General features: G+C 56.8%; 20 protein-coding genes, 2 tRNA genes and 1 pseudogene. 16 read left to right on the top strand and 7 right to left on the bottom strand.

From position 1 onward, the window contains the following. Positions 1-52 precede the first annotated feature (52 nt). Positions 53-1,264, bottom strand: coding sequence for an amino acid aminotransferase (locus K787_RS0117660; RefSeq protein ID WP_028615068.1), 1,212 nt, complete (start codon positions 1,262-1,264; stop codon positions 53-55). A gap of 186 nt (positions 1,265-1,450) precedes the next feature. Between K787_RS0117660 and uvrB the strand changes: the two genes are divergently transcribed. The 11 genes from uvrB (at position 1,451) to K787_RS0117605 (ending at position 11,893) form a co-directional block, all read left to right on the top strand. Next, the gene (gene uvrB / locus K787_RS0117655) at positions 1,451-3,472 is read left to right on the top strand and encodes an excinuclease ABC subunit UvrB (RefSeq protein ID WP_022964145.1); all 2,022 of its coding nucleotides are present in this window, start codon (positions 1,451-1,453) and stop codon (positions 3,470-3,472) included. Between the two features lie 704 nt (positions 3,473-4,176). After that, positions 4,177-4,253 (top strand) — tRNA-Val (locus K787_RS0117650). Between the two features lie 184 nt (positions 4,254-4,437). Beyond that, a complete protein-coding gene (gene thrS / locus K787_RS0117645; RefSeq protein WP_022964144.1) occupies positions 4,438-6,363 on the top strand; it encodes a threonine--tRNA ligase in 1,926 nt (641 codons plus the stop codon). Continuing rightward, positions 6,360-6,911 (top strand): translation initiation factor IF-3, encoded by a 552-nt coding sequence (infC, locus tag K787_RS0117640; protein WP_201765123.1) that lies wholly within the window; start codon positions 6,360-6,362, stop codon positions 6,909-6,911. Before thrS ends, infC begins: the two co-directional genes overlap by 4 nt. 61 nt (positions 6,912-6,972) lie before the next feature. Beyond that, positions 6,973-7,173 carry a 50S ribosomal protein L35 gene (gene rpmI, locus K787_RS0117635; protein ID WP_022964142.1) on the top strand — a complete coding sequence of 67 codons (201 nt, stop codon included), beginning with the start codon at positions 6,973-6,975 and terminating at the stop codon, positions 7,171-7,173. 22 nt (positions 7,174-7,195) lie between these two features. Continuing rightward, a complete protein-coding gene (gene rplT / locus K787_RS0117630) occupies positions 7,196-7,552 on the top strand; it encodes a 50S ribosomal protein L20 (protein WP_022964141.1) in 357 nt (118 codons plus the stop codon). A 104-nt stretch (positions 7,553-7,656) separates the two neighbouring features. Next, the gene (gene pheS, locus K787_RS0117625; protein WP_022964140.1) at positions 7,657-8,661 is read left to right on the top strand and encodes a phenylalanine--tRNA ligase subunit alpha; all 1,005 of its coding nucleotides are present in this window, start codon (positions 7,657-7,659) and stop codon (positions 8,659-8,661) included. Between the two features lie 39 nt (positions 8,662-8,700). Next, positions 8,701-11,082 carry a phenylalanine--tRNA ligase subunit beta gene (gene pheT, locus K787_RS0117620; RefSeq protein WP_022964139.1) on the top strand — a complete coding sequence of 794 codons (2,382 nt, stop codon included), beginning with the start codon at positions 8,701-8,703 and terminating at the stop codon, positions 11,080-11,082. 3 nt (positions 11,083-11,085) lie between these two features. After that, a complete protein-coding gene (gene ihfA / locus K787_RS0117615) occupies positions 11,086-11,388 on the top strand; it encodes an integration host factor subunit alpha (RefSeq protein WP_022964138.1) in 303 nt (100 codons plus the stop codon). After that, entirely contained in the window at positions 11,369-11,728 is a 360-nt protein-coding gene (locus K787_RS0117610) for a MerR family transcriptional regulator (protein ID WP_022964137.1), read from the top strand. Before ihfA ends, K787_RS0117610 begins: the two co-directional genes overlap by 20 nt. 88 nt (positions 11,729-11,816) lie before the next feature. Beyond that, a tRNA-Pro gene (locus K787_RS0117605) sits at positions 11,817-11,893 on the top strand. Between the two features lie 108 nt (positions 11,894-12,001). Here K787_RS0117605 and K787_RS25890 read toward each other — a convergent pair. Next, a pseudogene (locus tag K787_RS25890) lies at positions 12,002-12,103 on the bottom strand (alkaline phosphatase); the annotation flags it as partial. A gap of 225 nt (positions 12,104-12,328) precedes the next feature. Here K787_RS25890 and K787_RS0117600 point away from each other — a divergent pair. The 4 genes from K787_RS0117600 (at position 12,329) to K787_RS0117585 (ending at position 19,129) form a co-directional block, all read left to right on the top strand. Then, complete coding sequence (locus tag K787_RS0117600; RefSeq protein WP_028615066.1) at positions 12,329-15,433, top strand: TonB-dependent receptor domain-containing protein; 3,105 nt, start codon at positions 12,329-12,331, stop codon at positions 15,431-15,433. A 61-nt stretch (positions 15,434-15,494) separates the two neighbouring features. Next, positions 15,495-16,448 (top strand): HupA family protein, encoded by a 954-nt coding sequence (locus tag K787_RS0117595; protein WP_022964135.1) that lies wholly within the window; start codon positions 15,495-15,497, stop codon positions 16,446-16,448. A 157-nt stretch (positions 16,449-16,605) separates the two neighbouring features. Beyond that, on the top strand, positions 16,606-18,087 hold the full coding sequence (locus K787_RS0117590) for a porin family protein (RefSeq protein ID WP_022964134.1): 1,482 nt from the start codon (positions 16,606-16,608) through the stop codon (positions 18,085-18,087). 259 nt (positions 18,088-18,346) lie between these two features. Beyond that, positions 18,347-19,129, top strand: coding sequence for a Crp/Fnr family transcriptional regulator (locus K787_RS0117585; RefSeq protein ID WP_022964133.1), 783 nt, complete (start codon positions 18,347-18,349; stop codon positions 19,127-19,129). Between the two features lie 10 nt (positions 19,130-19,139). Here K787_RS0117585 and K787_RS23585 read toward each other — a convergent pair whose 3' ends face one another. The 5 genes from K787_RS23585 to K787_RS0117560 all read right to left on the bottom strand — a co-directional run bounded on the left by K787_RS23585 (position 19,140) and on the right by K787_RS0117560 (position 25,685). Then, the gene (locus tag K787_RS23585; protein WP_022964132.1) at positions 19,140-20,381 is read right to left on the bottom strand and encodes an NnrS family protein; all 1,242 of its coding nucleotides are present in this window, start codon (positions 20,379-20,381) and stop codon (positions 19,140-19,142) included. Continuing rightward, on the bottom strand, positions 20,378-21,166 hold the full coding sequence (locus tag K787_RS0117575) for an ABC transporter ATP-binding protein (RefSeq protein WP_022964131.1): 789 nt from the start codon (positions 21,164-21,166) through the stop codon (positions 20,378-20,380). The genes K787_RS23585 and K787_RS0117575 overlap by 4 nt, the downstream gene beginning before the upstream one ends. Further along, on the bottom strand, positions 21,163-21,969 hold the full coding sequence (locus K787_RS0117570; protein WP_022964130.1) for an ABC transporter permease: 807 nt from the start codon (positions 21,967-21,969) through the stop codon (positions 21,163-21,165). The genes K787_RS0117575 and K787_RS0117570 overlap by 4 nt, the downstream gene beginning before the upstream one ends. Beyond that, positions 21,970-22,965, bottom strand: a complete 996-nt coding sequence (locus K787_RS0117565) for an ABC transporter substrate-binding protein (RefSeq protein WP_028615064.1) — start codon at positions 22,963-22,965, stop codon at positions 21,970-21,972. Between the two features lie 425 nt (positions 22,966-23,390). Then, positions 23,391-25,685: a heavy metal translocating P-type ATPase gene (locus K787_RS0117560; protein WP_022964128.1), complete on the bottom strand. Its 2,295-nt coding sequence runs from the start codon at positions 25,683-25,685 to the stop codon at positions 23,391-23,393. Between the two features lie 287 nt (positions 25,686-25,972). On the opposite strand from K787_RS0117560, the gene K787_RS0117555 reads away from it, so the two are divergent. Then, positions 25,973-26,320, top strand: coding sequence for a hypothetical protein (locus K787_RS0117555; protein WP_022964127.1), 348 nt, complete (start codon positions 25,973-25,975; stop codon positions 26,318-26,320). Positions 26,321-26,365 lie beyond the last annotated feature (45 nt).

Raw genomic sequence — 26,365 nt, 5'->3', positions numbered from 1 at the left:
ATCCAAGTCAACGCCTTGGACTGCCTTTTTATCTAAGTGCCGAGCTTCTGGGTCAGCTGTTAGTGGTCAGTAGAACCTGAGCCATCGCATTCGCGACATGGTCAATATTGCCGTGGTTCAATGCCGCTACGCAGATCCGCCCGCTACCTACGGCATAGATCCCAAAGTCTTCAGCCAGCATTGCCACCTGAAGCTGGGTCAGACCGGAGTAGGAAAACATGCCGCGTTGGAGGCGGATGAAATCCATGTCCATGCTCACGCCCGCCGCAGTCAATTTCTCCACCAGCGCCTGACGCATCTGGCGAATGCGATCGCGCATTTCAGCCAGCTCCTCTTCCCATTGCGCGTAAAGCTCGGGATCGGTCAACACCTTGGCTACCACCTTGGCTCCGTGGGTGGGCGGGTTGGAGTAGTTGGTCCGGATTACGCGCTTGAGTTGCGACAGGACCATCGCGCTTTCTACCTTGCTCTCGGTTACCAGAGTCAGGGCGCCTACACGCTCGCCATACAGCGAAAAGGATTTAGAGAACGAGCTGGCAATAAACATCGGCAGACCGGATTCGGCGAATAAGCGCACGGCAATGGCGTCGTCCTGCAGATTGTCGCCGAAACCCTGGTAGGCTATATCCAGGAAAGGCACGTGCTTGCGGCGCTGTACCACGTCGATTACCCGAGTCCAGTCAGCCAGGCTCAGGTCAGCGCCGGTTGGGTTGTGGCAACAGGCGTGCAGCAATACCACGCTGCCTTCGGGCAGGGCTTCGATACCCTGCAACATGCCTTCCAGATCGACCCCGTGGGTGGTTGGGTCGTAATAGGGGTAGTTCACCACCTCAAAGCCAGCGGCCTCGAATAGCGCGCGATGGTTTTCCCAGCTCGGATCACTGATCGCTACCAGACGCTTGTCGAGCAGGCGATATAGAAAGTCCGCGCCCAGCTTCAAGGCGCCGGTACCACCTAATGCTTGCGCGGTGATCAGTTTGCCGGATTGCAGCAGCGGCGAATCAGTGCCGAATAGCAGGGTCTGAACTGCCTGATCGTAGGGCGCCAAGCCTTCCATCGGAAGGTACGCGCGCGCTGCATGTTCAGCCACGCGCGCTTCTTCGGCGGCCTGCACTGCACGCAGCAAGGGCACCTTGCCATTTTCGTCGTAATACACCCCGACACCCAGGTTGACCTTGTCAGCTCGGGTATCGGCATTGAAGGCTTCGTTCAGGCCAAGAATCGGGTCGCGTGGAGCCATTTCAACAGGGGAGAACAGAGTCATGGTATAGGCAAACTCAAAGCAGGTGGGTGGGTGTAACCGGGGGGCATTATAAACAGACAAGCCATCCTGTGCGAGTGCGGCCGCAACTGGCAGCATGCTGAAACCCTTTGCCGTGGACTGCTGTCAGAAGCTGACACAGGCAATGATATAGTAGTCGTCGATTTTCACCCGCGGAACCCAGACCCCATGAGCCAATTCAAGCTACAGACCCGTTTTCAGCCCGCCGGCGACCAGCCTACGGCCATCGCGCAGCTGGTGGAAGGCCTGGAAGCCGGGCTGTCGCACCAAACGCTGCTCGGGGTCACCGGCTCCGGCAAAACCTTTACCATCGCCAATGTCATTCAACAGGTACAGCGCCCGGCGATCATTATGGCGCCGAACAAAACGCTGGCGGCGCAGCTGTACGGGGAGTTTCGTGAATTCTTTCCGAATAACTCGGTCGAGTATTTCGTCTCCTATTACGACTATTACCAGCCCGAAGCCTACGTACCTTCCTCGGATACCTTTATCGAGAAGGACGCGTCGATCAACGACCATATCGAGCAGATGCGCCTGTCCGCGACCAAAGCCCTGCTTGAGCGGCCCGATGCGATCATCGTCGCCACCGTCTCGGCGATTTATGGTCTGGGTGACCCGGCGTCTTACCTGCGTATGGTGTTGCATGTGGATCGTGGTGATCAGTTGGATCAGCGCTCCCTGCTGCGCCGTTTGGCCGAGCTGCAATACACGCGTAACGATATGGAGCTGTCACGGGCCAATTACCGGGTACGCGGTGACGTGATCGATATCTTCCCGGCGGAATCGGATCTGGAAGCGATCCGCATCGAGTTGTTCGACGATGTGGTCGAAACCATCAGCTATTTCGATCCGCTTACAGGTGAAGTATTACGCAAGGTTCCGCGTGTAACTGTTTATCCTAAATCACATTATGTGACGCCGAGGGAAAAGCTTCTAGATGCGGTCGAGCATATCAAGGTCGAGTTGGGCGAGCGCCTAGAAGTGCTTAAAAGCCAGAATAAGCTGGTTGAAGCCCAGCGTCTGGAGCAGCGTACGCGCTTTGATATGGAGATGATTCTCGAGCTGGGTTACTGCAACGGCATCGAGAACTACTCCCGCTACCTGTCCGGTCGCGGCCATGGTCAGGCGCCGCCGACTCTGTTCGACTATCTGCCAAAGAACGCGTTATTGATTATTGACGAATCCCACGTATCGGTGCCTCAGGTTGGCGCTATGTACAAAGGCGACCGCTCGCGCAAGGAAACGTTGGTGGAGTACGGCTTCCGCCTGCCGTCTGCGCTGGACAATCGGCCAATGCGCTTCGATGAATGGGAGCTGATCTCGCCCCAGGCGATTTTTGTGTCTGCCACGCCAGGCCCTTATGAGGCAGAACATGCTGGGCGCACGGTCGAGCAGGTAGTGCGGCCTACTGGTCTGGTGGACCCGCTGATCGAAGTGCGGCCCGCCACCAGCCAGGTGGATGATCTGCTGTCCGAAATTGCCTTGCGCGCGGCCAAGGAAGAGCGGGTGCTGGTCACTACACTGACCAAACGCATGGCTGAAGACCTTACCGACTACCTGTCAGATCACGGCGTACGGGTACGCTATCTGCACTCGGATATCGACACGGTCGAGCGGGTGGAGATTATTCGCGACCTGCGTATCGGTGCGTTTGATGTGCTAGTTGGGATTAACTTGCTGCGCGAAGGCCTTGATATGCCAGAGGTTTCTCTTGTTGCTATTCTGGATGCGGATAAGGAGGGCTTTCTGCGTTCCGAGCGTTCGTTGATCCAGACCATTGGCCGGGCAGCGCGTAACCTGAACGGCAAGGCGATCCTCTATGCTGACCGAATGACCGGCTCGATGGAGCGGGCAATTGGTGAAACCGAGCGGCGCCGCGAGAAACAGATTGCGTTCAACCTGGAGCACAATATTACGCCTGTCGGCATTACCAAAAGCGTCCAGGACATTATGGAAGGCGCGGTGGTGCCGGGCAGCAACAGCCGCTCGAACAAGCGCAAGAAGCTCAAGGCGGCCGAGGACGCAGCCGAGTACAGCGCAGCCCAGTTGCGCTCGCCCTCCGAGATCACCAAGCGGATCAAGCAGCTGGAAGAGAAGATGTACCACCATGCGCGGGATCTGGAATTCGAGGCAGCGGCGGGTATGCGCGACGAGATACAGAAGCTGCGGGCTCAGTTGATCAAGGTGTAAATCGCAGACACCGCTTGGATCCCCGCCTACGCGGGGATGACGAGGGGTGGGACGGGGATGATGCGGGGTGAAGTGAGGTGAGGCGCTGATGAGATGAGGTGGCGCGGCGTTGGCGTCAGGTGATGCTTGAGGTGGAGGGTGAGCTCGGGCTACAGGGGGTGAGAGGCCCAGGGTTGAGGTAATATACCCCGCGATCCTCAATGCATCGTCATTCCCGCGCTCGCGGGAATCCATTTTGACCTTTGCGGCACTTACGGATACTCCGGCCTAAGACCCTCTCAATGGATCCCCGCGTTCGCGAGGATGACGGGCGTGGGGCTGGCAGCGGGGGCTTTGGGGTGATACTCCGACCTGCCCTAATACTCCGTCACTCCCGCGAAGGCGGGAATCCATTTTGACCTTTACGGCACTTACGGATACTCCGGCCTAAGACTCTCTCAATGGATCCTCGCGTTCGCGAGGATGACGGAGTGGGTAGGCGGCGGCGGGGTGTGAAGCAATACACCGAACGACCCCCGGCACCCCGTCATTCCCGCGTAGGCGGGAATCCAAGCGGAGCATGTCTTAACATCCGCCTTGTCGTTAAACCGAGCCCTGTTTGCCCAGTCACACATCAATCTGAGCAAATAAACGATTTATCCGCTTTTATCAGTAGCTTATGCTTGACAAGGTCCGGCGTGCTGCGTAAAGTTCGCGGCCATTGCAGGCACGTAGCTCAGTTGGTTAGAGCACCACCTTGACATGGTGGGGGTCGTTGGTTCGAATCCAATCGTGCCTACCAAATTGAAAGCCCGGTCCATGTGACCGGGCTTTTCTTTTTCAGCGCCATTTGGGGCGTCTTTGCAGTAGCCTGAAGAGGGCTGCCGGCAATCGTCAGCCGGTATGAACTGCAGTAACAGGCAACCCAAGCGGACTTTTCCATCATGTGGCCTTGCGTAGGGGTCACCACTGAGAAGGAGCGGCATATGCCCACTATTACTCTCCCTGACGGCAGTCAGCGCAGTTTCGATCACCCTGTATCCGTAGCTGATGTGGCCGCCTCGATCGGCGCTGGCCTGGCCAAAGCGACGCTAGCCGGTAAGGTTGACGGCCGTCTGGTCGACGCCTGCGACATTATCGATACTGATGCCACTCTGCAGATCATCACGCCGAAGGACGAAGAGGGGTTGGAAATCATTCGCCACTCCTGTGCGCACCTGATTGGTCACGCGGTCAAACAGCTGTATCCGACCGCCAAGATGGTCATCGGTCCGGTGATCGACGATGGCTTCTATTACGATATCGCCTACGAGCGCTCCTTTACCCCTGACGACATGGCCGCGATCGAAGCGCGCATGCGTGAGCTGATCGCTACCGATTACGATGTGATCAAGAAGGTCACGCCGCGTGATCAGGTCATTGAGGTGTTCGAGTCCCGCGGTGAAGACTACAAACTGCGTCTGGTGGAAGATATGCCGGACGAGCAGGCGATGGGCCTGTATTACCATGAAGAATACGTCGACATGTGCCGCGGTCCGCACGTGCCGAACACGCGCTTTCTCAAGGCCTTCCAGCTGACCCGTATTTCCGGCGCCTACTGGCGTGGCGATGCCAAGAACGAGCAGCTGCAGCGCATCTACGGTACCGCCTGGGCCGACAAGAAGCAGCTGGCCGCCTACATTCAGCGTATGGAAGAAGCCGAAAAGCGCGATCACCGTAAAATCGGCAAGCGCCTGGGCCTGTTCCACACCCAGGAAGAAGCGCCGGGCATGGTCTTCTGGCACCCGAATGGCTGGACTATCTATCAGGTGCTCGAGCAGTACATGCGCAATCTGCAGCGCGTCAGCGGTTACAAAGAGATCAAGACCCCGCAGGTCGTCGATCGCGTCCTCTGGGAGCGCTCCGGCCACTGGGAGCACTACTCGGCGAACATGTTCACCACCGAGTCGGAAAGCCGTGACTACGCGATCAAGCCGATGAACTGCCCGTGCCACGTGCAGGTGTTCAATCAGGGCCTGAAGAGCTACCGCGAATTGCCGTTGCGTCTGGCCGAGTTCGGCTCCTGCCACCGCAACGAGCCATCCGGTTCGTTGCACGGCCTGATGCGCGTACGCGGCTTTACCCAGGACGACGCGCACATCTTCTGTACCGATGAGCAGGTCAAGTCCGAGGCGGCTGATTTCATCAAGCTGACCCTGCAAGTGTACAAAGACTTTGGTTTTGACGACGTCGAGCTGAAACTGTCGACCCGTCCGGATGACCGTATGGGCGACGACGCCGATTGGGATCAGGCCGAACAGGGTCTGGAAGCTGCACTCAACGAAGCTGGCCTGAAATGGGATCTGCAGCCGGGTGAGGGCGCTTTCTACGGTCCAAAGATCGAGTTTTCCCTGAAGGACTGCATTGGCCGGGTATGGCAGTGTGGTACTTTGCAGCTGGATTTCATGTTGCCGGGCCGTTTGGGCGCGCAATATGTGGCAGAAGATGGTGCGCGCAAGACTCCGGTCATGTTGCACCGCGCGATCCTGGGTTCCTTTGAACGATTTATTGGAATTCTGATCGAACACTACGCTGGCGATTTTCCAGCCTGGTTAGCTCCAACTCAGGCCGCGATTCTCAATATCACCGATAATCAGGCGGTTTTTTGCTCCGAAGTGGAGAAAAGCCTGAATGAAATGGGCTATAGAGCAACTGCGGACTTGAGAAACGAGAAAATTGGCTTTAAGATTCGCGAGCATACTTTGAACAAGACTCCCTATCTGCTGGTAATAGGTGATAGAGAAGTCGAATCGCACACTGTGGCCGTGCGCACGCGGGAGGGCAAAGATCTGGGTTCCATGACGGTTACCGAGTTCTCAGAGTTCCTTGACCGCGCCGTTGCACAACGAGGCCGCCAGAATTCGGAGCTATAAAGATTAAACGCGAGATGAGACAAGACAAAAGAGCCGCACAACGTCCGCCGATCAACGAAAACATCACCGCACGGGAAGTGCGGCTGATCGGCGCCGAAGGTGAACAGATCGGTATCGTGTCCATTCAGGAAGCGATGGCTGTAGCAGAAGAGGCCAAGCTTGACCTGGTTGAAATCTCCCCCGATGCAGAGCCGCCGGTTTGCCGAGTCATGGACTACGGCAAGCATGTCTTCGAAAAGAAGAAGCAGCAGGCCGTAGCGCGGAAGAATCAGAAACAGATTCAGATTAAAGAAATAAAGTTTCGACCAGGGACGGAAGATGGGGACTATCAGGTGAAGTTACGCAACCTGATACGCTTCCTAAGTGATGGGGATAAAGCCAAGGTTTCATTGCGATTCCGCGGCCGCGAAATGGCCCACCAGGAACTGGGGATGGAACTGTTGAAACGGGTCGAACAAGACCTGCTTGAATACGGTACCGTCGAACAGTACCCGAAAATGGAAGGTCGTCAGCTGATGATGGTCATCGCACCCAAGAAGAAAAAGTAACCTCCAGGGCAACGCCAGGCCTTGCGGTTATCTATTAACGCAATTTGCGGAGTAATTGAACATGGCTAAAGTAAAGATGAAGACCAAAAGGGGTGCTGCAAAGCGCTTCAAGGCGACCGGCAACGGTCTCAAGCACAAGCATGCTTTCAAGAGCCACATCCTGACCAAGATGAGCACTAAGCGTAAGCGTCAACTTCGGGGTACTTCCGAGTTGCACCCTGCTGATGTGCAAAAAGTCGAGCGCATGTTGCGTCTCCGTTAAGTCTAGGTTGAGGATATAAAGAATGGCTCGTGTTAAGCGTGGTGTAATGGCGCGTAAGCGTCACAAGAAAATTCTGAAACTCGCCAAAGGCTACTACGGTGCGCGCTCGCGTGTATTCCGTGTTGCCAAGCAGGCGGTTATCAAGGCAGGTCAGTATGCCTATCGTGACCGCAAGCAGCGCAAGCGTCAGTTCCGTGCTCTGTGGATCGCTCGTATCAATGCTGGTGCTCGTATCAACGGTATGTCCTACAGCCGTTTGATCGCTGGCCTGAAAAAAGCGTCCATCGAAATCGACCGTAAAGTTCTGGCCGATCTGGCTGTGAACGAAAAAGCGGCGTTTACCGCGATTGTCGAAAAAGCAAAGGCTAGCCTGGCTTAAGCCCTCGTTACGACAATCACCGGAGCCTAGCTCCGGTTGGCAACGTCATAAATAGGGGAAGAGCCTCATCGCTCTTCCCCTATTTTTGTTTCTGGAGTCTGTAAATGGAAAACCTTGACGCCCTGGTCTCCCAAGCCCTTGAAGCTATCGAGCAGGCAACTGATGTCAATGCGCTGGAGCAGATCCGCGTGCAGTACCTGGGTAAGAAGGGTGAGCTGACTCAGGTGATGAAGACCCTGGGCAACATCCCGGCCGAAGAGCGCCCGAAAGTGGGTGCCATGGTCAATGACGCCAAAGAACGAGTCTCTAGCGTGCTGAATGCATGCAAGAGGGATATGGACGCCGCCGCGCTGAACGCCAAGTTGGCAGCCGAGCGTGTCGACGTTACCCTGCCGGGCCGCGGCCAAGTCAGTGGTGGATTGCATCCGGTCACGCGCACTATGGAGCGGATCGAACAGATTTTTGCCCACGTCGGTTATACCGTCGAGGAAGGTCCTGAAGTCGAGGACGACTACCATAACTTTGAAGCCCTCAACATTCCCGGCCATCACCCGGCCCGGGCAATGCATGACACCTTCTACTTCAACGCCAACACCCTGCTGCGCACGCACACCTCGCCGGTGCAGGTGCGTACCATGGAGAGCACGCAGCCGCCGATCCGGATCATCTGTCCGGGCCGTGTTTACCGCTGCGACTCGGATCAGACCCACTCGCCGATGTTCCACCAGGTCGAAGGCCTGCTGATCGACGAAGGCGTGAGCTTTGCTGATCTGAAAGGCACCATCGAGCAGTTCCTGCGCGAGTTCTTCGAGGCCGATCTGGAAGTCCGCTTCCGACCCTCGTTCTTTCCCTTTACCGAGCCGTCCGCTGAGGTGGATATCCGCCGTACCGTGATCAAGAACGGTGAAGAGAAGGCTGACTGGCTGGAAGTGCTGGGCTGCGGCATGGTGCATCCGGATGTGCTGCGCATGTCCGGCATCGACCCGGAAAAATACCAGGGGTTTGCCTTCGGCATGGGCGTCGAGCGCCTGACAATGCTGCGTTACGGCGTGGGCGATCTGCGAATCTTCTTCGATAACGATCTGCGTTTTCTTGAGCAGTTTCGCTAAGCGTCGCACCCGCAACCCTTTTGAGAGCAGGAACCAACAATGAAATTCAGTGAACAGTGGCTGCGCACCTGGGTGAATCCCAACGTCTCCCGTGAAGAGCTGGTAGCGCGCCTGTCCATGACCGGACTCGAAGTAGACAGCGTCACCCCGGCCGCTGGCGTGTTCAGCGGTGTAGTGGTGGGCGAGATCGTCAGTGCCGAACAGCACCCGGACGCCGACAAGCTGCGCGTGTGCCAGGTCAGCAACGGTAGCGAGCAGTTTCAGGTGGTCTGCGGCGCACCCAATGCGCGCCCCGGCATCAAGATTCCCTTTGCCATGGTTGGCGCCGAGCTGGGCGAAGACTTCAAGATCAAGAAGGCCAAACTGCGTGGCGTGGAATCCTTCGGCATGCTCTGTTCTGCAGCCGAGCTGAAGCTGTCAGATGACCACGACGGCCTCTACGAATTGCCAACCGACGCCCCCACAGGTCAGAACCTGCGTGAATACCTGGGCCTGGATGACGCGATCATTGAAGTCGACCTGACGCCGAACCGCGGCGACTGTCTGTCGATTGCCGGCTTGGCCCGTGAAGTGGGTGCCAACTACGGTGAAGCGGTTTCGCCCGTGCATATTGATGCTGTGGCGGCTGTGCACGACGAGGTGCGTCCAGTCGAGCTCAAAGCTCCCAAAGCCTGTCCTCGTTATTTGGGCCGCGTAGTTCGCAATGTGGATCTGTCGCGCCCTACGCCCTTGTGGATGGTCGAGCGTCTGCGCCGCAGCGATATTCGCAGCATCGATGCCGTAGTGGATATCACCAACTATGTGATGTTGGAGCTGGGTCAGCCGCTGCATGCGTTTGATTTGGCCGAGATCAAAGGTGGCATCCGCGTACGCATGGCAGTGGAGGGCGAGAAACTGGTTCTGCTCGATGGCCAGGAAATTAGCCTGCGCGCCGATACTTTGGTTATCGCGGACCACGAACGTCCGCTGGCCATGGCTGGCATTATGGGTGGCGAGCATAGTGGCGTCAGCGAGGGCACGCGTGACCTGTTCTTGGAAAGCGCGTTTTTCGACACCATCGCGATTGCCGGGAAGGCCCGCGGCTACAGCCTGCACACCGACTCATCACATCGCTTTGAGCGCGGTGTGGATTGGCAGTTACAGCGCGACGCCATAGAGCGCGCCACTGCGCTGGTCGTGGAGATCGTTGGCGGTGAGCCGGGTCCGGTGATTGAGGCCGTTAACGAAACCACATTGCCAACGCTAAAGCAGATCACCTTGCGTAGCGAACGTATCAACCAGATGCTCGGCATGCAGATGAAAGGGGCTGATGTTGAAGCCTATCTGTCGGGTCTGGGGCTATACATCACTGCCGACGGCGAAGGGCAATGGCAGGTGGACGTGCCAAGTCATCGTTTCGATATCAGCATTGAAGTAGATCTGATCGAAGAGCTCGCACGCCTGTACGGTTACAACCGTCTGCCCGTCAGTGCACCAACGGCCGCGCTAAACCTGACGGCCAAGCCGGAAACCCGTGGTGAGCTGCCAGTACTGCGTCGTTTGCTGGTTGCTCGCGGTTATCACGAAGCCATCACTTACAGCTTCGTCGAGCCGGGTTTGAACAAACTCTTTGATCCCGAGATCGAGCCGCTGGCACTGGCTAACCCTATCTCGTCTGATATGGCGGTCATGCGCACCTCGTTGTGGCCCGGTCTAAGCAAGGCGGTGCAGTATAACCAGAATCGACAGCAGGGCCGTGTGCGCCTGTTCGAAAGCGGTTTGCGTTTTGTGCCTCAAAGCAATGGCGAGCTGCTGCAGGAGCCGATGCTGTCCGGTGTCGCCTGCGCATCTCGCCTCCCGGAGGGCTGGGCGAACGGCAGCGACAAGCTCGACTTTTATGATGTGAAAGGCGACGTTGAAGCCTTGCTGGGGCAGGGCGGTGCCGGTAACCAGTATCTGTTCGAGCCCGCCGAGCATCCTGCACTGCACCCGGGTCAGAGCGCGCGCATCAGTCGCGATGGTGAGACTGTCGGCTGGCTCGGTGCATTGCATCCGCAGCTGCTTATCGAGTTAGACATTCAGGGCCCGCTGTTCATATTTGAGCTAACCTTAAGCAAGATCATTCAGGGCCGGCTGCCAAAATTCGCTGAACTGTCACGCTTCCCGGAAGTCCGAAGGGATGTGGCATTGCTCGTGGACAAGACGGTAGTGGCTGAAGATTTGCTGGCAGACATTCGTGCAAATGCAGGCGATGCTCTTAAAAACCTCAGGTTGTTTGACGTGTATGAGGGTAAAGGTATTGATCCGCATAGAAAAAGTCTGGCAATCGGCTTGACGTTACAGCATTCCTCGCGCACTCTTACTGATGATGAGGTGAACGCTGTCATGGACAAGGTGCTGACGTCCTTGGAGCAAAGGTTCAATGCCACACTAAGGAAATAGTCTATGGGGGCTCTGACAAAAGCAGAAATGGCGGAACATCTCTACGAGGAACTCGGTTTCAATAAACGTGAAGCCAAGGAACTGGTAGAACTGTTTTTCGAAGAGATTCGCAATGCCCTGGAAAGCAACGAGCAGGTCAAATTGTCCGGTTTCGGCAACTTTGACCTGCGCGACAAGCGCCAGCGGCCAGGCCGTAACCCCAAGACCGGTGAAGAAATTCCCATTACCGCCCGGCGTGTGGTCACCTTTCGCCCCGGACAAAAACTCAAGGCACGAGTAGAAGCATATGCTGGAACCCAGCCATAACGATGAACTACCAGTTATCCCTGGTAAACGTTACTTCACCATTGGTGAAGTGAGCGAGCTTTGCGCAGTCAAACCCCACGTACTGCGCTATTGGGAGCAGGAATTCCCGCAATTGTCCCCGGTCAAGCGCCGCGGCAATCGTCGTTATTACCAGCGCCAGGACGTTCTGATGATCCGTCAGATCCGTGCGCTGTTGTATGACCAAGGCTTCACTATCGGCGGTGCGCGTCAGCGCCTGTCCGGCGACGAAGCCAAGGAAGATGTAACCCATTACAAGCAATTGATCCGTCAGACCATCACCGAGCTGGAAGAAGTTCTGCAGGTTCTGCGCACTCACTGAACTTGCCTCAACCCGAAAAAAAACTTTCTCATTTCAGATAGTTAATGTATTATGCGACCCGCTTCGACAGACAAAGTCGAAGCAACGTCGGGGCGTAGCGCAGCCTGGTAGCGCACTTGCATGGGGTGCAAGGGGTCGAGTGTTCGAATCACTCCGTCCCGACCAAACAACCTAAGAAATCCAGTCGATTAAAAGCGACTGGATTTTTTTTGCCTTAAGTTTGGTCGCCGCTGAAAAAAACCTAGTTATACCCCTGCCGGAGAAGCCCCTTCTGCTGCGTCCATCGTCTTGTGGACAGAGACAACGTAGTGCCTCATCGGCGGAGTAACTGCCGTTAGCCGGGGGCGGAGTATTACTCACTACGTCTTGCCAAAATCTTCAGTCCATCTCGATCTGTCGGTGGTCCGGGAAAACCAGGTACATCGCCCAGAATACTTGGTCAAACCCCCTAGTGCGAACGACGCATCGCTTCCTTGTTTTTACCTTCTGATTTTGCCAACGCATTGACAATTGTCATAGGACTAATGCATTGAACTGCTCAAGAATAATGATTCTCATTTGCGGAGTCCATTCTTTGCTTAGAGTTACTTGGAGGGGGTAATGCCGTACACGCTAAAAATACTCGCACTAATTATATCGAGCCTTTCTCTATTGAGTCCGCAGGCGCAGGCGCAGGCGCAGGCGCAAGAGCAAGCGGAGTCCAGCACTGACACGGACGACAGTGACCGGATCGAACTACTGCCGATCACGGTTGTGGGCACCAGGGACAAGGACGCCGAGGGGCGCGACAAGGTCTACCAGGAGAACGTGACCAGCGTATATGTCGGTCGCGAGGAGCTGGAGCGTTTCCAGGCTACCAATCCCGGCGACGTGTTCAAGGGCATGAACGGCGTCTACAGCATGGACACGCGCAGCAGCCAGTCCATCACCCCGAATATTCGCGGCATCACCGGCGAAGGGCGCACGCCGCTGACCATTGATGGCACCGAGCAATCGACCAACGTCTGGCTGCATTTCGTGGGTGCAGGCAACCGCAGCTATGTCGACCCGGCGCTATTCCGCAGCATCGAAGTGGAGAAAGGCCCGTCGCTGAGCCGGGGCATCAAGAGCGGCGTGGGTGGGGCGGTAAACATCCGCACCATCGAAGCCAGCGACATCATCCCCGAAGGCGATAGCTGGGGTATCGAAACCAACCTGAAAACCTCGGGCAATACCAGCAAGCCCCGGTTCGATGCCGCCTCGGTATACGGTCAGGATTATCGTAGCGTACCCGGCGCGGAACGGGCGAACCTGGATGGCATAACGATCGATACGCCACCTGCTCGCACCAGAAGCGATAGCCAGACGCTTAACTTCGATGATCACTCGGAAATGCTGGCCATTGCCGGGCGCAATGAGTTCGTCGATATTCTGCTGTCGCGCAGCGAGCGTACTTCGGGGAACTACTATGCCGGGAAAAACAATGCCAACAGATATAAGGGGCACGATGTATGGGATACAAGTACCACTGACGTCTATATCCCCAACCTGACCAAGGTATACGCTGCGGGCAGCGAGGTATTCAATACCTCCAGTGAAACCGAAACCACCCTGATCAAGAACAACTGGTACCTGCCCAACGAACAAAAGCTGGGCTTGCAATTCATGCGTACCGATACAGCCTTCGGTGAAACCACGCCCGGTCGCTCGATGCTGATGTATGCCTACCGAGAGGGCGCGGAGCAAGCTCAGCCGGATCTTGACTGGGCGAACATTCGCAACTTCGTCTATGAAGATCCGCGCTCGGAACTGAGGCTCGACAGTTACAAGTTGAGTTACGACATAAAACCTAAGGACTCCAGATGGCTGGACCTGGAAACCAGCCTGTGGCAGACCAAGGCGAAGGGCACCCGCTATCAAACGGGTGCATCACCCTGGGGCCTCGATCTTGATGACGCCCAAAGAGATGAATTGGGGCTTTGGGATAGTTTCTGTACTGGGCCGTGGGAAGGTACGTGTACTGGGATCTGGCCTGAGCCAGACCACGACGGCACCATTGTTCCCCTTGGCCGGCAATGGACCAATCATGATCGCACCGGCTTCGATTTCAGCAACCAGATGATCCTGGCCAGCAACCTGCAACTGACCCTCGGAGGCAGTTACCAGCAGGAAAAGCTGGATGAGCGAGTGCAGCAGAGTGATAGAAACACCAACAGTATGCTGCCGGATGGCGTTTATCTGAATGCCGGGACCGACCGTTTTGGTCCGCGTTCTGGTGAACGCAAGGAATACTCGGCCATGATGAACCTGGCCTGGCAGGCCACCGATTGGCTCACTGTAACTGCAGGCACCCGCTACTTGCATTACACCGGTAAGGATACCGGTACGGCCAGGCTTCGCCGTCAGCAGAGTGAGTTTTATAAAGCAACACGGCGCAAAACCGGTGTGGAACTGGAGTGGGGGGAATTGCTTACGGCTGAAGAAAATATAGCCCGCCTAGCGGCAGCAGCCCAAGGAAATGAGGCGATACAACAGTTCTATAATGGCCGAGAAGTCAGCTTTGCAAATATCAATGGCTATAGATATGTGTTCTGGAAAAAAACAGCATTAATTCCCTATAAGGATGGCAAGCTGGACTCCTCGCAAAACCCATTCGCCAATGGTGAAGTTGACACCTCAAAGCTATATAAAGTCGTAGAAAACGCTTTGGAGCAAAGTGGCAATGCAACAGAGACCAGTGTCCCCGTAATTTACCCAACAAATTCTTCATATGGTACGGATGTTTATGAAACGTTGGATGCCAGCCAAGGATGGGAGGCTCCAGAAGAGCAGTCCGGTGATGCCTTTAGCCCGGTATTGAGCGCAACCGCCAGAGTGACCCCTTATGGCACGGCGTTTGTGCGTTATGCGCAGACCACCCGCTTTCCCAGCGTCAACGAGCTGACCTCCAGCGCCATTCTCGACGGCGCCGGCACCGTGGGAACCCTGGCGACGGGCGCCAGCAAGCCGGAGCGCAGCATCAACTGGGAAGTGGGCTATGCCCATGACTTGACCCAGTTCTTCCCAAGCTTGGGCTTTGCCGACATGCGCATCAGCTATTACAACACCGAGATCGAGGACTTTATCGATCGCGGCCTGTATTACGACAGCATCCAGTTCGACAAGAAAGAGTCCAGCGGCGTGGAGTTGCAATCGCGATTCGATACGGGCCGTGTGTTTGGCAGCCTAGGCGCCACCTACCGGCTGAACCAGAAACTCTGTGACAAGGACTACGCCTCGGGGTTGGACCCATATTACAACCGTATCCCCACCTGCATGACCGGCGGCTTCCCCGGCACTTACAGCGGCAACAGCCTGCAACCCAAATATTCCATCGATATGTTGCTGGGCACCCGTCTATTCAACGAACGGCTGGAACTGGGCTGGCGCAGCGTATACCACGCGGGAGCGGAAAACAGTCAGCTGGATAGCCTGCTGGCCTCGGAGTCCTCTGTTACCAGCACCTTGGTGCGGAATGTGTGGTTCAGGGACGGTAATCAGGATGGCTTCTACTGGCGCTCGGTTCTGTTGCATGACCTGTATGCCAACTTCGAGGTGAATAAACAATTGGCTTTGAATCTGGGCGTAACCAACCTGACCGATGAATATTACCTGGACCCGATGGCCAAGACCCTGTTGCCGGGACCGGGACGTACCCTTACAGCAGGACTAAAAATTAATTTCTAGTTTTTTGCTGGTTTTTTGTAAAAAACCAGCCGTTTTTAAACTCAATCAAGAGGATATGAAAATGAAAAAATCAACATTGGCTCTGGCCATCATGGCGCTGGTGGGTAGTGGTGCTGCACTGGCTGTCCCTCTGGGGGGAACCTCGCATAGTGCGGGTGTGGCTGTGGGGGCGTCGAACCACATCCTGTTCGGTGGCGGTAACTCCGGTGTGGCGCTGAATGGGGCGAGCACCCGTATCGACCTGGCAGGTGGCCCGATCAATGGCTCGAATAACGCCATTGCCGACCATGGCAATGGCGCGATCATGACGCCTTCCGATATGGGCATGCCTGCCTTGCCGATCAACGTCGCCCAGGTGTGGAAAGATACCGAGTCGGTGAATGGCGCGGGTAGCACTTATGCCAACTTCGCCGTCAACAGCATTCGTCAGATCACCACCCTGTCCATCGCGCCGCAGTTCGGTGGCCTGGTGATCGGGCAGGTAGCGGCCAACAGTTCGGGTACTCCGGCCAGCCCCGTCGTTCCGCTGGCCGTGGGCAGTGGTGTGTACTTCGGCGAGTGGGCACCTCGCGCTGCGGGCACTCCGCCAGCAAACAGCACTAACCTGAATATGACCAGTGCTGATCGCACGGTCTGGTATGTGGGTGACAATGCCGTTACCGCCATGCCAACACTGGTTAATGCGGTTTATGGTGTGATCGGTATCAACCAGACGGGTACAGACGCCGCGGGTAATGTTCTTGCCGGCGGCCTGCCGGGTAACCAGAACTTTTACACCGGCAAGCTGACCGCTAACTATGCCTCGGGTTCAGGTGATATCACCGGCAGCATCAGTCGTGGCGCCAGCAGCATCAACTTTGCTGGTACCAGCATTGGCAGCAATGGCACCTTCGGTAATACCGTAGGCACCATTGACGGCCGTTTCTACAACGGTGCTGATGCCTTGGCTGGTATCTATACCGGTGGTTCAAGCGCAGATCATGTCGCCTTCGGTGGCAGCAAGATCGCTCCCTAAGGTTTGACCACTCTCCACTGGCGGCTACCAGCGGAGAGCGTCAAACAGGGCGATGCCGGATGGAGTCTCGTTCGGTAACGCTTGGGAGGGGTACCTGTGGAGGCCGGTTCGCCGGCCTCCATTCTATATGCACACACATCCATTGTGGAAATCCCTTATGCCTTGCCGTTTCAGAGCCGTCTGGCTGCTGTCGCTGGCGTGCCTTGTTGCGCCTGGAGTCTGGGCCGATGACGACGATACGCGCTTTCTGCAGGATCAGACCCGCCGCAGTATCGAGCAGAAGGCCCAGGCCGAGGAGGCGCTGGCAGCGCCGCCCGGTACGCTGATGTATGAAGGCCAGCGCTACCAGGTGACGAGCACGCTGGAGGCGCTGACGCCAGCCATCTATGTGGCCATCAATACCAACCAGTGGACGCAGTTGCCGGACTTTGTCGCCCGTTACCGTGAGCTGCCGGGGCACCGGCCAGCGCTGGCGAATATGGCGGAAAGCCTGCTGGCGCGCTTCGATGGGAATTATCCGCTGGCGTTGCAGCGCATGGAGCAGGCCAGCGGACAGGAGCCGGAAGATGCCCGTATCCAGCTGGAGCTGGCGCGCCTGTGGTTTGAGGATCATCAGGAAAAGCGCGCAGAGGAGGGCTTTGCCAGGGTGCTCAATATGGGCTTGCCCGAGCAGGCGCAGATGCTGGTGCAGCAGTACCGGCAGGCAATGGATATTCGCGCGAGCTGGCATGGCAGCGCGGCGGTGGGGGTCGGCTATAACGATAATATCAATCAGGCCAACGGCTATTACAGTTGCCTGAGTTCTTTTTTCGGTATTTGCTTTTTCGAGCGGAAAATGCCGGATCCGGTTGAGTCCGGGCTGGCGAGCTATGAGTTGTCATTGCAGCGCCGATATAACCTGGCGGGTAATCACAACCTGCAACTGCGGCCCATGAGTTATGGCACCTATTATTCCAAAACCAATCCGTCTGATACGGCAACCATGCAGGATTACAGCACCAACCTGGCACAACTGCAGATGGGTTATCAGTACCTGAATGCGCGGAACAGTATCAGCGTTATGCCCTATGCGGAGCATTACTACCGCAACCGTGCCAGCGAATATCTGGCGCAGGGCCTGCAACTGGAATGGCAGCACACGTTAAGCCGCAAATGGCAACTGAGCACCAGCCTGGATACCAAGCGTTACGAATACACCAGCAAGGGGCAGCGCCTGGGGGCGGATTATGAAATGCACCAGTGGGGCGTTACGGCTGCCTATATGCCTGGCGTCAATACCAGCCTGTACGGCGGTGTGACCCTGACCCGGCGTAAATACGAGGTGGATCAGGCCAGCAGCAAGGAATGGGGCATGCGCGGCGGCGTTTACCACGCCTTTGCCGGTCGGGCTGGCTTTTTTGTCAATGGCATGGGCATCTACCGGGAAACCCGCAACGACGCCTACGACTTCTTCCTTGGTGAACGGCGCTACGACAAGCAGCAGGTGTATATCCTCAGCGCCGGGGCGAACGGCTGGAAGATCGCTGGCCTGACCCCGGAGCTGCGCGTGCGCCATAGCATCAACCACAGCAGCAATCTGGATTGGGCGTTCGGCTTCAAGCAGACGGAGCTAAGCTTGATGTTGCGCAGGAATTTCTGAGTCGCTCGGCGAATGTAAAAACCAAGTCAGCAGCCTCGGTGATCAGACCTAGCCAGAATATCAGTCACGGGGTGACAAAGATCTACTGCAAAACACCACAGAAGAAGGGGTATTTTAGGAATGATAATACTTCTCATTACAGTGGAAGTTGCGTAGGGTGGTGACTTCACGGACGGACGGTCTGCTGCTGCCGCCGCAGCGTTGCGCCTGGGCGGGAGCGTCACGTACCCTATCAATTCTCGCACGGTATGAGTTAACCATGAAGACCTCAGATCTGATACATATGCTTAGCCTCTCACCGGCATTTTCCAAGGTGGGGATTGAACGACTGCAGTTTCTTCTCGAAGGCTCTTTACGGATCAAGCTGGAAAGTGGCCAGCACCTGTTTCGCATGGGTGACAAGGCAAGCTATTTCTTCCTCGTCGAGGTGGGCAATGTAGTCCTGTACCGACCCAGCTACAAGGGCGATCACAAGATCTTTCGTAGCATGGCTGCAGGCGATCTCCTGGCGGAAACTGTTATGTTCGTTGAACCATGCCATTATCCGCTGTCGGCGCAGGCCAGCGTAGATTCCTCTGTTTATCGGTTGCCACGTGAACGTCTGCTGGGACTGTGCCAGGCGTCTCCGGATTTCAGTATGGCCATGCTGGAAGGCATGGCCATCCGGATTTCCCAATCGCTCAACCGTATTGATTTACTGACCATTGGCAATTCGGCCCAGCGTCTGGTGGTCTACCTGATGGACCTATACGTGCAGCAACGTAGCGCCTGGCTGACATTGCCGGCCCATCACGGCGTGCTAGCCCGGCAGCTGAATATTACGCCGGAAACCTTCTCGCGCCAGTTGGGCGCCTTCCGCCGTGCGGGCTATATCGGAGGGCGCAACCTCGAACTGGTACTGTTGGATATCGAAGGGCTATGCCATTCCGTCGATCTACCCTTGCCGAAAACTGGCTCTGAGCACGGAAACCCTACAACACACCTGGGCAGCAGCTTATTCGATTGCTGCAACTACGCCAGACGGGCCCTGGGTAGCAACTGAACAGTTCTTTTCAGCAATCCCGGCTACTTTTCGCCTGGGGTGCGGAGCAGTCTTGCAGACCATCTTCGCGTGGGCCGGTGAGGGTGGCCCAAGTGTAGTAGAGATAGGTGGCAAAGCAGCACGCCCACAGCAGGCCAGACAGATTCAGAACAGGCATGATTGCTTTCGCCACGAGGGACGTACCTGCCAGCGCGCGGAGCAGGGAGGCACCCACTAACACAATGGCGCAGAGTGGAAGCCAGGGCCGCCTATCCAGCCAAAGTCCTGAATGAATACGGGCAACCAGCGCCATGACAGTGAATATGGCCAGAGCGGCGGCACCGCTGGTCAGCAGGTGCTGACCAGCTGACGGACTAAGCGGTGCCCCGAGCCAGGCCGCGCCCATGCCCGCGTACCCGAGAGCGATCAGCCAGTAGCTGGTATAGAGCATCAGCGCCCAGCGGTTGAGCAGTTCCCGACCTACATGCCAGTCGTTAAGTAAATTGAACATACCTGCAGCGGCCGCCAGCGCAGCCCAGCCGGTGACGCTGTGATGGCCCAGCGCGAATTCGCTGACACTACAGGTTGCAATGCAGAAAATAGCAAGATAACGGCGCGGCGGACGAGCCAGGTAGCCGTCCGTGGGTGCAGAGCCCCCTGGACGCCCTTCCTCTATACGGCCGTTGACTACGCTCATGGAGATGCGGCTGGTGGCGATCACGATCAATATCATTAAGGCGCCCACTGCTGCCCGGATCCAGGGCAGCGCATCGCCCTCAGTGATCTGTGCGATGAAAAACCCAAGCTGCAACACTCCCAGACAGGTTATGACCCAAACGAAGCTCAGATGCTGGCGCCCCGGGTCTTTCCATAACGGACGGGCGATCAGGCGCAGCAGGAGCCCCCAGAAGGCTAGGTTGCAGAGAGCTGCTGGCCATAGCCCAAGTGCTGGATGCCAAAACGACGACAGCAGGTAGAACAGGCGAGCCAGTAGCCATAGCCAGACCAGGGGAAGCAGAGCCTCGCCCTTGACTCCGGTCGTATGGGTGAACTCAGGTATAGCGGTCAGCGCGAAGCCCGCAGTAGCCGCTGCCGCGAAGCCGAAGATCAGCTCATGAGCGTGCCAGAGAACAATTCCACCTGCAGGGTTCCAGGACGACAACCAACCATTCAATAGTGCTAACCAGGCCAGCATGAAGAGTGAAGCGCTAGCCGCAGTCAGCAGAAAAAAGGGGCGAAAACCACACATCAACACAGGCATAATTGGCTTCATGGGCGACAACCCGCGTGCGCTCCATGGCGGTTCACGATAGGAGCCAGCGTTCCCTGGCTAAGGCCGAAGCCAATGCGCATTTCACGAGTCTCCATCAGCTCACAGGTTGTCTTGTATATCCAAGCCTCCGTACGCTCTTCCTGCGGCAGGTCCATGACAAACTCATACACCAAACGCCCCGGATTGGGCACCATCAACAGGATACGATCCGCCAAGCGCACGGCTTCCATAAGGTCGTGGGTGATCAGCAGGACCGCACTGCGGCGCTGCATGAACTGTTCACGCAGCAAAGAATAGAGTTCCAGCTTCAGGCCAACGTCGAGCGAAGAGAAGGGTTCGTCCAGCAGCAATAGATCCGGCGACAATGCCAGGGCACGGCCGAGCGAAACCCGACTCTGCATCCCGCCCGAGAGCTCATGTGGATACTTGAGCAGATCGCTCTCTGTCAGCCCCAAGCGCGCGGCAAAGTTCTCCACCTGCCTGCGGCGAGCAACCTTGGGTACGCCTAGGGCTTTGAGGCCGAGAGCGATATTATCCCTGGCAACCATCCAGGGCATTAGGCTGGGCTCCTGGAAAACACAGCTTATCCCCCGGAAGTCGCACTGCATGACGGCTTCCGAGGGTTGGATCAAGCCGGCAATCACTTGCAGCAGGGTGCTCTTGCCGCAGCCGGAGGGGCCTATCAGAGCGAGAGTTTCCCCCGCGTAAAGGTCGAGCCCCACATCGGCCAGCGCTTCAGTCAAACCAAAACGGTGATAGAGATGACGAATGTGCAGAGATTTCATTGTTCATCCACCGTGCGCCAGCGTTCAACTCGCCGCTTGAGCGGCTCAAGAAGCAGATACTCGGCGCCCAGCAACAGCGCCAGTACTGCGACAATCCAGGCGAGCGAGGTGGCAGTATCCAGCTGTGCGCGGGACACTGCCAAGGCCGCACCAACGCCGTCCGTTGTGCTCAACAATTCCGCCATAACCACTACCTTCCAGGAGGTTCCCAGCGCCGTGACCCAGGCTGGAACCATATATGAAGTGACATGGGGAACATACAGGTCGGTAAGTAACATGCGCCAGGGCAGTCGGTAAGCTCGCGCAACCTTCTGCAATTGATTGTCCAGCGTACGCGCACCTTGCATGGCGGCGGCGAATACAATAGGGAAGCACGCGATAAATACAGTAAACACGGGGGTTGCGTCACCCATACCAAACCAAAGCATAGCCAGCACCAGCCAGGCGATCGGGGGCATACCTAACAGCAGCGTGACAAGCGGACGTGACAGCATGGCTGCCGTAAGCGACCGGCCGGCCAACAGCCCCAGAAGGCTGCCAGCTAAGAGCGCGGCGCTTAGCCCGTAGAGCGTGCGTCGGGCTGATATGATCAATTGCGGCTGGACAATTCCGTCTTCGAACATAACCACAAGCTGCGTCAGCGTTGCCAATGGGCCCGGTAGCACAAGAGGGCCGTAAACCTGTGCGGCAAGCTCCCATACTGCGGCAAACAGCAGCAGGCTTGCCAGGGCGCCCCAACCACTCCACAGGTAGCTCAAAGCAGCGCGCGCGCCATCGAATACAGTTTCAAGAAAAAGGCGCATTCAGTTAGGCGCGCCGCCATAGAAACCGACTTTCGGTAATTTACCGCCAACGCTGGCAGGCTGACGATCAAGCAAAAGCTGGAAGAAAGCTTCCAGCTCAGGGCGAGCCATAATCGCACTCGTAAGATGGCGCGGAACAACTTGAAGAGAATCAGTGACGGCTGCAGCGCTGAGCAGACCAATATGGCGAGCGACCATCTCGCCACACTCCTTGGAGTGCTCGAAGCACCATGCGTTCGATTGCGCGTAGGCTTCTTCGAAACGCCGGAGTATTTGCGGATCACCGCGAATAGCGCCTGACGCCACCAGCCCGGCCTGGGGCATGCGGGCATCACTGTTCTGCAGACGGCCCCATTCTTCCTGCAGGTTCACGCTGCGAAACAGCTCTGGAGCCACCAGTGAAACGGGTAAAGAACGGGTTTTAAGGAGCGCCATAGAGACTGCGGGTTCGGCCAGTAAGGCATGATCTACCTGACGCATTATTAGCAGTTGCAGAGCGTCCAGCGGAGTCGAGGTATAGCGAAGAGAGAAGTCCCTGCCTGGATCAAGTCCCTGCTGTTCCACAAGAAAGCTGAATACGATATCCGGCATGTCGGCGCGGAAGGGGATGGCTACTTCTTCGCCCTTGAAATCGGCCAGCGTATTCATATTCGGGTTGCGTGATACCATCCACAATGATCCCCAACCAGACACGTTGAGCAGGGTGATGTCGGCCCCCCGATTGTATAGATTGGCCGCTACGTTGGTCGGGGCTGCAATGAAATCGGCCTGCTTGCCAACCACCAATGCGCGCAACTGATCCGGATTGGTCCAGAGAACGAACTTGATGTCTGGCGCCAGGTCGCTCAGGGAACCGCTTTCTACCATATGTATCAACGGATACGAAACCGAGGCTGGTGGACCTGCCAGCACAAGTTGTGACCGAACGACAAGTTGCGTATCCGCCACCGCCGGTAGACACGGCCCCAAGAAAAATACGAGCATTGTCAGCAGCATGTACAGGCGCCGAAAACCGGGGAAACGGTTCGATCTCATATGGCAAATCCACGTAGCAGGAGGCGGGCCCGATTTTTGGGATGCGATGGATTCGAGTATATTGTCTATGTGTTTAAACGAGAATGATAATTATCAATTGCGGCGCATTATTCACCATCAAGGAGCGCGCGTACTCCGAGGGAGTTCTAGGGGCTGTTATCACATGCCTAGCCAACGGGCGCGCATTGTGACCATTCATTTGACCAGGAAATAGGCCAATACCGGTCCGTCTGGTGCTTGCTGTTCTAACCGTGCAGCGTCTGTGTCCATCGCTTATTTTGGGCGCAATCGATTCGGTGACCTTTGATTCGGATGGGTAGTGCGAGCGTCGCTAACCCATGCAGGCTGATCCAGTATCCCGGTTTTTTTGCCTTGAGGGTTGGTATTCACTGTTTTTCAGCGCCGTTACCTGCATTCAACTTCACCCGCTTGAGCAGCAGTGAATTGCCGATCACCGACAGCGAACTGGCGGTCATGGCCACGACACCAATCATCGGATGCAGCAGCCCCACGGCAGCAATAGGTATGGCCGCAACGTTGTAAGCACTGGCCCAGATCAGGTTCTGCACGATCTTGCTGAAGGTGGCGCGAGACAGGTACATGGCGTCCACTACACCGGTTAGCTCGCCGCGCACCAGGGTGATATCGGCTGCTTCGATGGCCACATCTGCACCCGCGCCGATGGCGATACCCACGTTGGCCTGTTTCAAGGCCGGTGCATCATTGATGCCGTCGCCCACCATGGCCACGACATTGCCGTGTTTTTTCTGCAATTCTCGGATCGCATTAACTTTGCCTTCCGGAAGCACGCCCGCCTGAACCTCGTCGATGCCCACTTCCTTGGCGACAGCTCTTGCCGCACGTTCGTTGTCGCCGGTAATCATCACCACATGCAAGCCCAGTTCGTGTATGCCACGAATCGCTGCTATCGACTCCTCTTTGATCGTATCTGCCACCGCGACAATGCCGCAGGCCTGGCCGTCCACCGCTACCAGCACAGCAGTACGGCCACGGCCCTCAAGATCATCCAAGTTTTCATCTAGGGCCTCCAGACCGCTTACGCCTTCCTCGGCGAGCAGTTGACGGTTACCAATAAGTACAGAGGCGTCATCGACCTTGCCGTAAACGCCACGCGCCCCGGTCGAGCGAAACTCCGTCACCGCACCTGGTCTCAGGTTGCGCTCGCTAGCGCCTTCGACAATAGCGCGTGCGATAGGATGCTCCGAGGCATTCTCTACCGTCGCAGCCCACTGCAATACCTGTTCATCGGTAATACCTTCCGCGGCCACAACTTCGGTCAGCTTTGGCTTGCCTCGGGTAATGGTGCCGGTTTTATCGAGGACTATTACCTTGATGTCTTTGATGGTTTGAATGGCCTCTCCAGAGCGAATCAGGATGCCGCGTTCCGCCCCAATCCCTGAACCGACCATCAGTGCCGTTGGCGTTGCCAGACCCAGGGCACAGGGGCAAGCAATAACCAGCACGGCAATGGCTGCGATAAGAGCCAGCGCGGGCGTGGTTGCGGTGGGATCGACCCAAGGTAGAAATCCGGCGCCCCACACCAGAATTGGCCGCAGGCTGTCGCCAGCAATCAGCCAGGCGGCAAGACTCCCCAGGGAGATCAGCATGACGATAGGTACAAAGCGCCCGGTCATGCGATCGGCAAACTCCTGTATGGGCACCCGCGACCCCTGAGCCTGTTCCACCAACTTGATGACCTGGGACAAAAAAGTATCGCCCCCCACCTTGGTGGCTTTGACGCGCAAGCGCCCCTCCTTGTTGATGGTTGCGCCAATAACGGTGTCGCCCTGGGTCTTGAACACTGGCACCGATTCCCCCGTGGCAATCGACTCATCCAGGTGGCTTTCACCTTCCACCACTTCGCCGTCAGTGGGCACCTTGTCACCCGGTCGGACCACCATAATGTCACCGGGCTGCAACTGCTCGATGGGGACTTCAATTTCCTCGCCATCACGTTCTACCCGCGCGGTCTTGGCGCCCAGTGTCAGCAATTTGCGGATCGCCTGAGAGGCCCTGCCTTTTGCCTTGGCCTCAAGGTAGCGTCCGAGCAAGTGAAAGGTCATGATCGTGGCGGCCATTTCCATGAACGAAGTCATGTCCATAAAGAAACCAGCCAGGCCGATCAGGTAGGGCGGTACGCTGCCCAGTGAGATCAGCACATCCATGTTAAAAGTGCGATTTGTCAACGAGCGCCAAGTGGATTTGTGCGTGGCCGCGCCGCCGAAAAGAAACACCACCGGGAACGCCAGTAACGCCACAATAAGCAGATAGCCGGGTACTGGCTGCCAGAACATGTGCGGGATCATCAACAGCATGATCAGGGTGGTAGGGACGCCAGCAATCCATAAACGTTTGAGCGCCTGGCTCAAGTAAGCGCCTTCGATGTCGGCATCCTTCGCGGCATTAGGCGCGTCTTCGGCCGATGAGACCTGGGCAACATCGTAGCCGGCATTTTCCACCGCAGAGCGGAGATCCGCCAGGCTCAACAGGCTGGAATCGTAGGCTGCCTCCACCCGGTGAGCTGCGATGTTGGTTGAGATTTCACCCATACCGTTCAAGCGCTTCAGCGAGGTTTTGACAATACCCGCACAGTGGTCCGACCCCATGCCCGGAACAATCAGCCTCGCGAGGGCGCTGGCATGATTGGCGTCTTTGTTCATTGTTTTCTCCTTGCCTTTTCAGATAGCGAGCATTGTCGTGAAGGATCCACACTGCGCCTCTATCATCACTACAAGCTAGTCTTATAAGTCGGATTGCCTCTTGACCCGCGTCAATCTGGAGTAAGTCGGCTGCCGGCGCCGAAAGGGCGTTAATGGCCCTCTTGCCCGTGAATCTTGTAAATACGATTATTTGATCAGGATCAAGGATCAATCTTGCGCAGCCGGTATGCTGAGGCCATGCTCACCATAAATCACGTACAGCAAATTCAATCCTGGGTATTCTGCCCATGAAGCGCCTGCGGCTGGCGCTCACAGTCCTGCTGTGCGGACTCCTGCTTTCGTTCAATACGTTAGCCGTGTCGCTGCTCGCTATCGAACGCTGCGTGGATGGCATGGATCGTGAGCCAGCAGAAATGCATCACGATTGTGTTGGCGATGCCGGTGAAGCCGGTTGGCTTGAGAGCACCGCTGGCTTGCTGTGCGATTCAGGCGTTGATTGTCAGCTGGGTGGGGCGGTACTCACCGGTCCAGCCACACTTGCCGTTTCTCCCTTTCCTCGACCAGCCAGAGTGACTGAGCTGGTCACGAGCCGAATTACCCAGCCTGATACCTTCTGGCGCCCACCCCGCGACTGATTCCCCCTAGAGAAGGTTCGCCGGCTTAGCTGGCGGTGTCTGCCT

Origin of the sequence: Halopseudomonas pelagia CL-AP6 (assembly GCF_000410875.1) — a bacterium.
In the GTDB taxonomy this organism is placed as follows: Bacteria; Pseudomonadota; Gammaproteobacteria; order Pseudomonadales; family Pseudomonadaceae; genus Halopseudomonas; species Halopseudomonas pelagia.
This window is presented reverse-complemented; position numbering and strand designations above follow the sequence as displayed.

Bases quoted from the DNA above. Each gene is read 5' to 3' on its own strand.
- K787_RS0117590 (WP_022964134.1), top strand. From the start codon at position 16,606: ATGCCTTGCCGTTTCAGAGCCGTCTGGCTGCTGTCGCTGGCGTGCCTT.
- K787_RS0117600 (WP_028615066.1), top strand. From the start codon at position 12,329: ATGCCGTACACGCTAAAAATACTCGCACTAATTATATCGAGCCTTTCT.
- K787_RS0117565 (WP_028615064.1), bottom strand. From the start codon at position 22,965: ATGCTGCTGACAATGCTCGTATTTTTCTTGGGGCCGTGTCTACCGGCG.
- ihfA (WP_022964138.1), top strand. From the start codon at position 11,086: ATGGGGGCTCTGACAAAAGCAGAAATGGCGGAACATCTCTACGAGGAA.
- thrS (WP_022964144.1), top strand. From the start codon at position 4,438: ATGCCCACTATTACTCTCCCTGACGGCAGTCAGCGCAGTTTCGATCAC.
- pheS (WP_022964140.1), top strand. From the start codon at position 7,657: ATGGAAAACCTTGACGCCCTGGTCTCCCAAGCCCTTGAAGCTATCGAG.
- uvrB (WP_022964145.1), top strand. From the start codon at position 1,451: ATGAGCCAATTCAAGCTACAGACCCGTTTTCAGCCCGCCGGCGACCAG.
- K787_RS0117560 (WP_022964128.1), bottom strand. From the start codon at position 25,685: ATGAACAAAGACGCCAATCATGCCAGCGCCCTCGCGAGGCTGATTGTT.
- K787_RS0117610 (WP_022964137.1), top strand. From the start codon at position 11,369: ATGCTGGAACCCAGCCATAACGATGAACTACCAGTTATCCCTGGTAAA.
- K787_RS0117555 (WP_022964127.1), top strand. From the start codon at position 25,973: ATGAAGCGCCTGCGGCTGGCGCTCACAGTCCTGCTGTGCGGACTCCTG.
- rplT (WP_022964141.1), top strand. From the start codon at position 7,196: ATGGCTCGTGTTAAGCGTGGTGTAATGGCGCGTAAGCGTCACAAGAAA.
- K787_RS0117570 (WP_022964130.1), bottom strand. From the start codon at position 21,969: ATGCGCCTTTTTCTTGAAACTGTATTCGATGGCGCGCGCGCTGCTTTG.
- K787_RS0117595 (WP_022964135.1), top strand. From the start codon at position 15,495: ATGAAAAAATCAACATTGGCTCTGGCCATCATGGCGCTGGTGGGTAGT.
- K787_RS0117660 (WP_028615068.1), bottom strand. From the start codon at position 1,264: ATGACTCTGTTCTCCCCTGTTGAAATGGCTCCACGCGACCCGATTCTT.
- K787_RS0117585 (WP_022964133.1), top strand. From the start codon at position 18,347: ATGAAGACCTCAGATCTGATACATATGCTTAGCCTCTCACCGGCATTT.
- rpmI (WP_022964142.1), top strand. From the start codon at position 6,973: ATGGCTAAAGTAAAGATGAAGACCAAAAGGGGTGCTGCAAAGCGCTTC.
- K787_RS23585 (WP_022964132.1), bottom strand. From the start codon at position 20,381: ATGAAGCCAATTATGCCTGTGTTGATGTGTGGTTTTCGCCCCTTTTTT.
- pheT (WP_022964139.1), top strand. From the start codon at position 8,701: ATGAAATTCAGTGAACAGTGGCTGCGCACCTGGGTGAATCCCAACGTC.
- K787_RS0117575 (WP_022964131.1), bottom strand. From the start codon at position 21,166: ATGAAATCTCTGCACATTCGTCATCTCTATCACCGTTTTGGTTTGACT.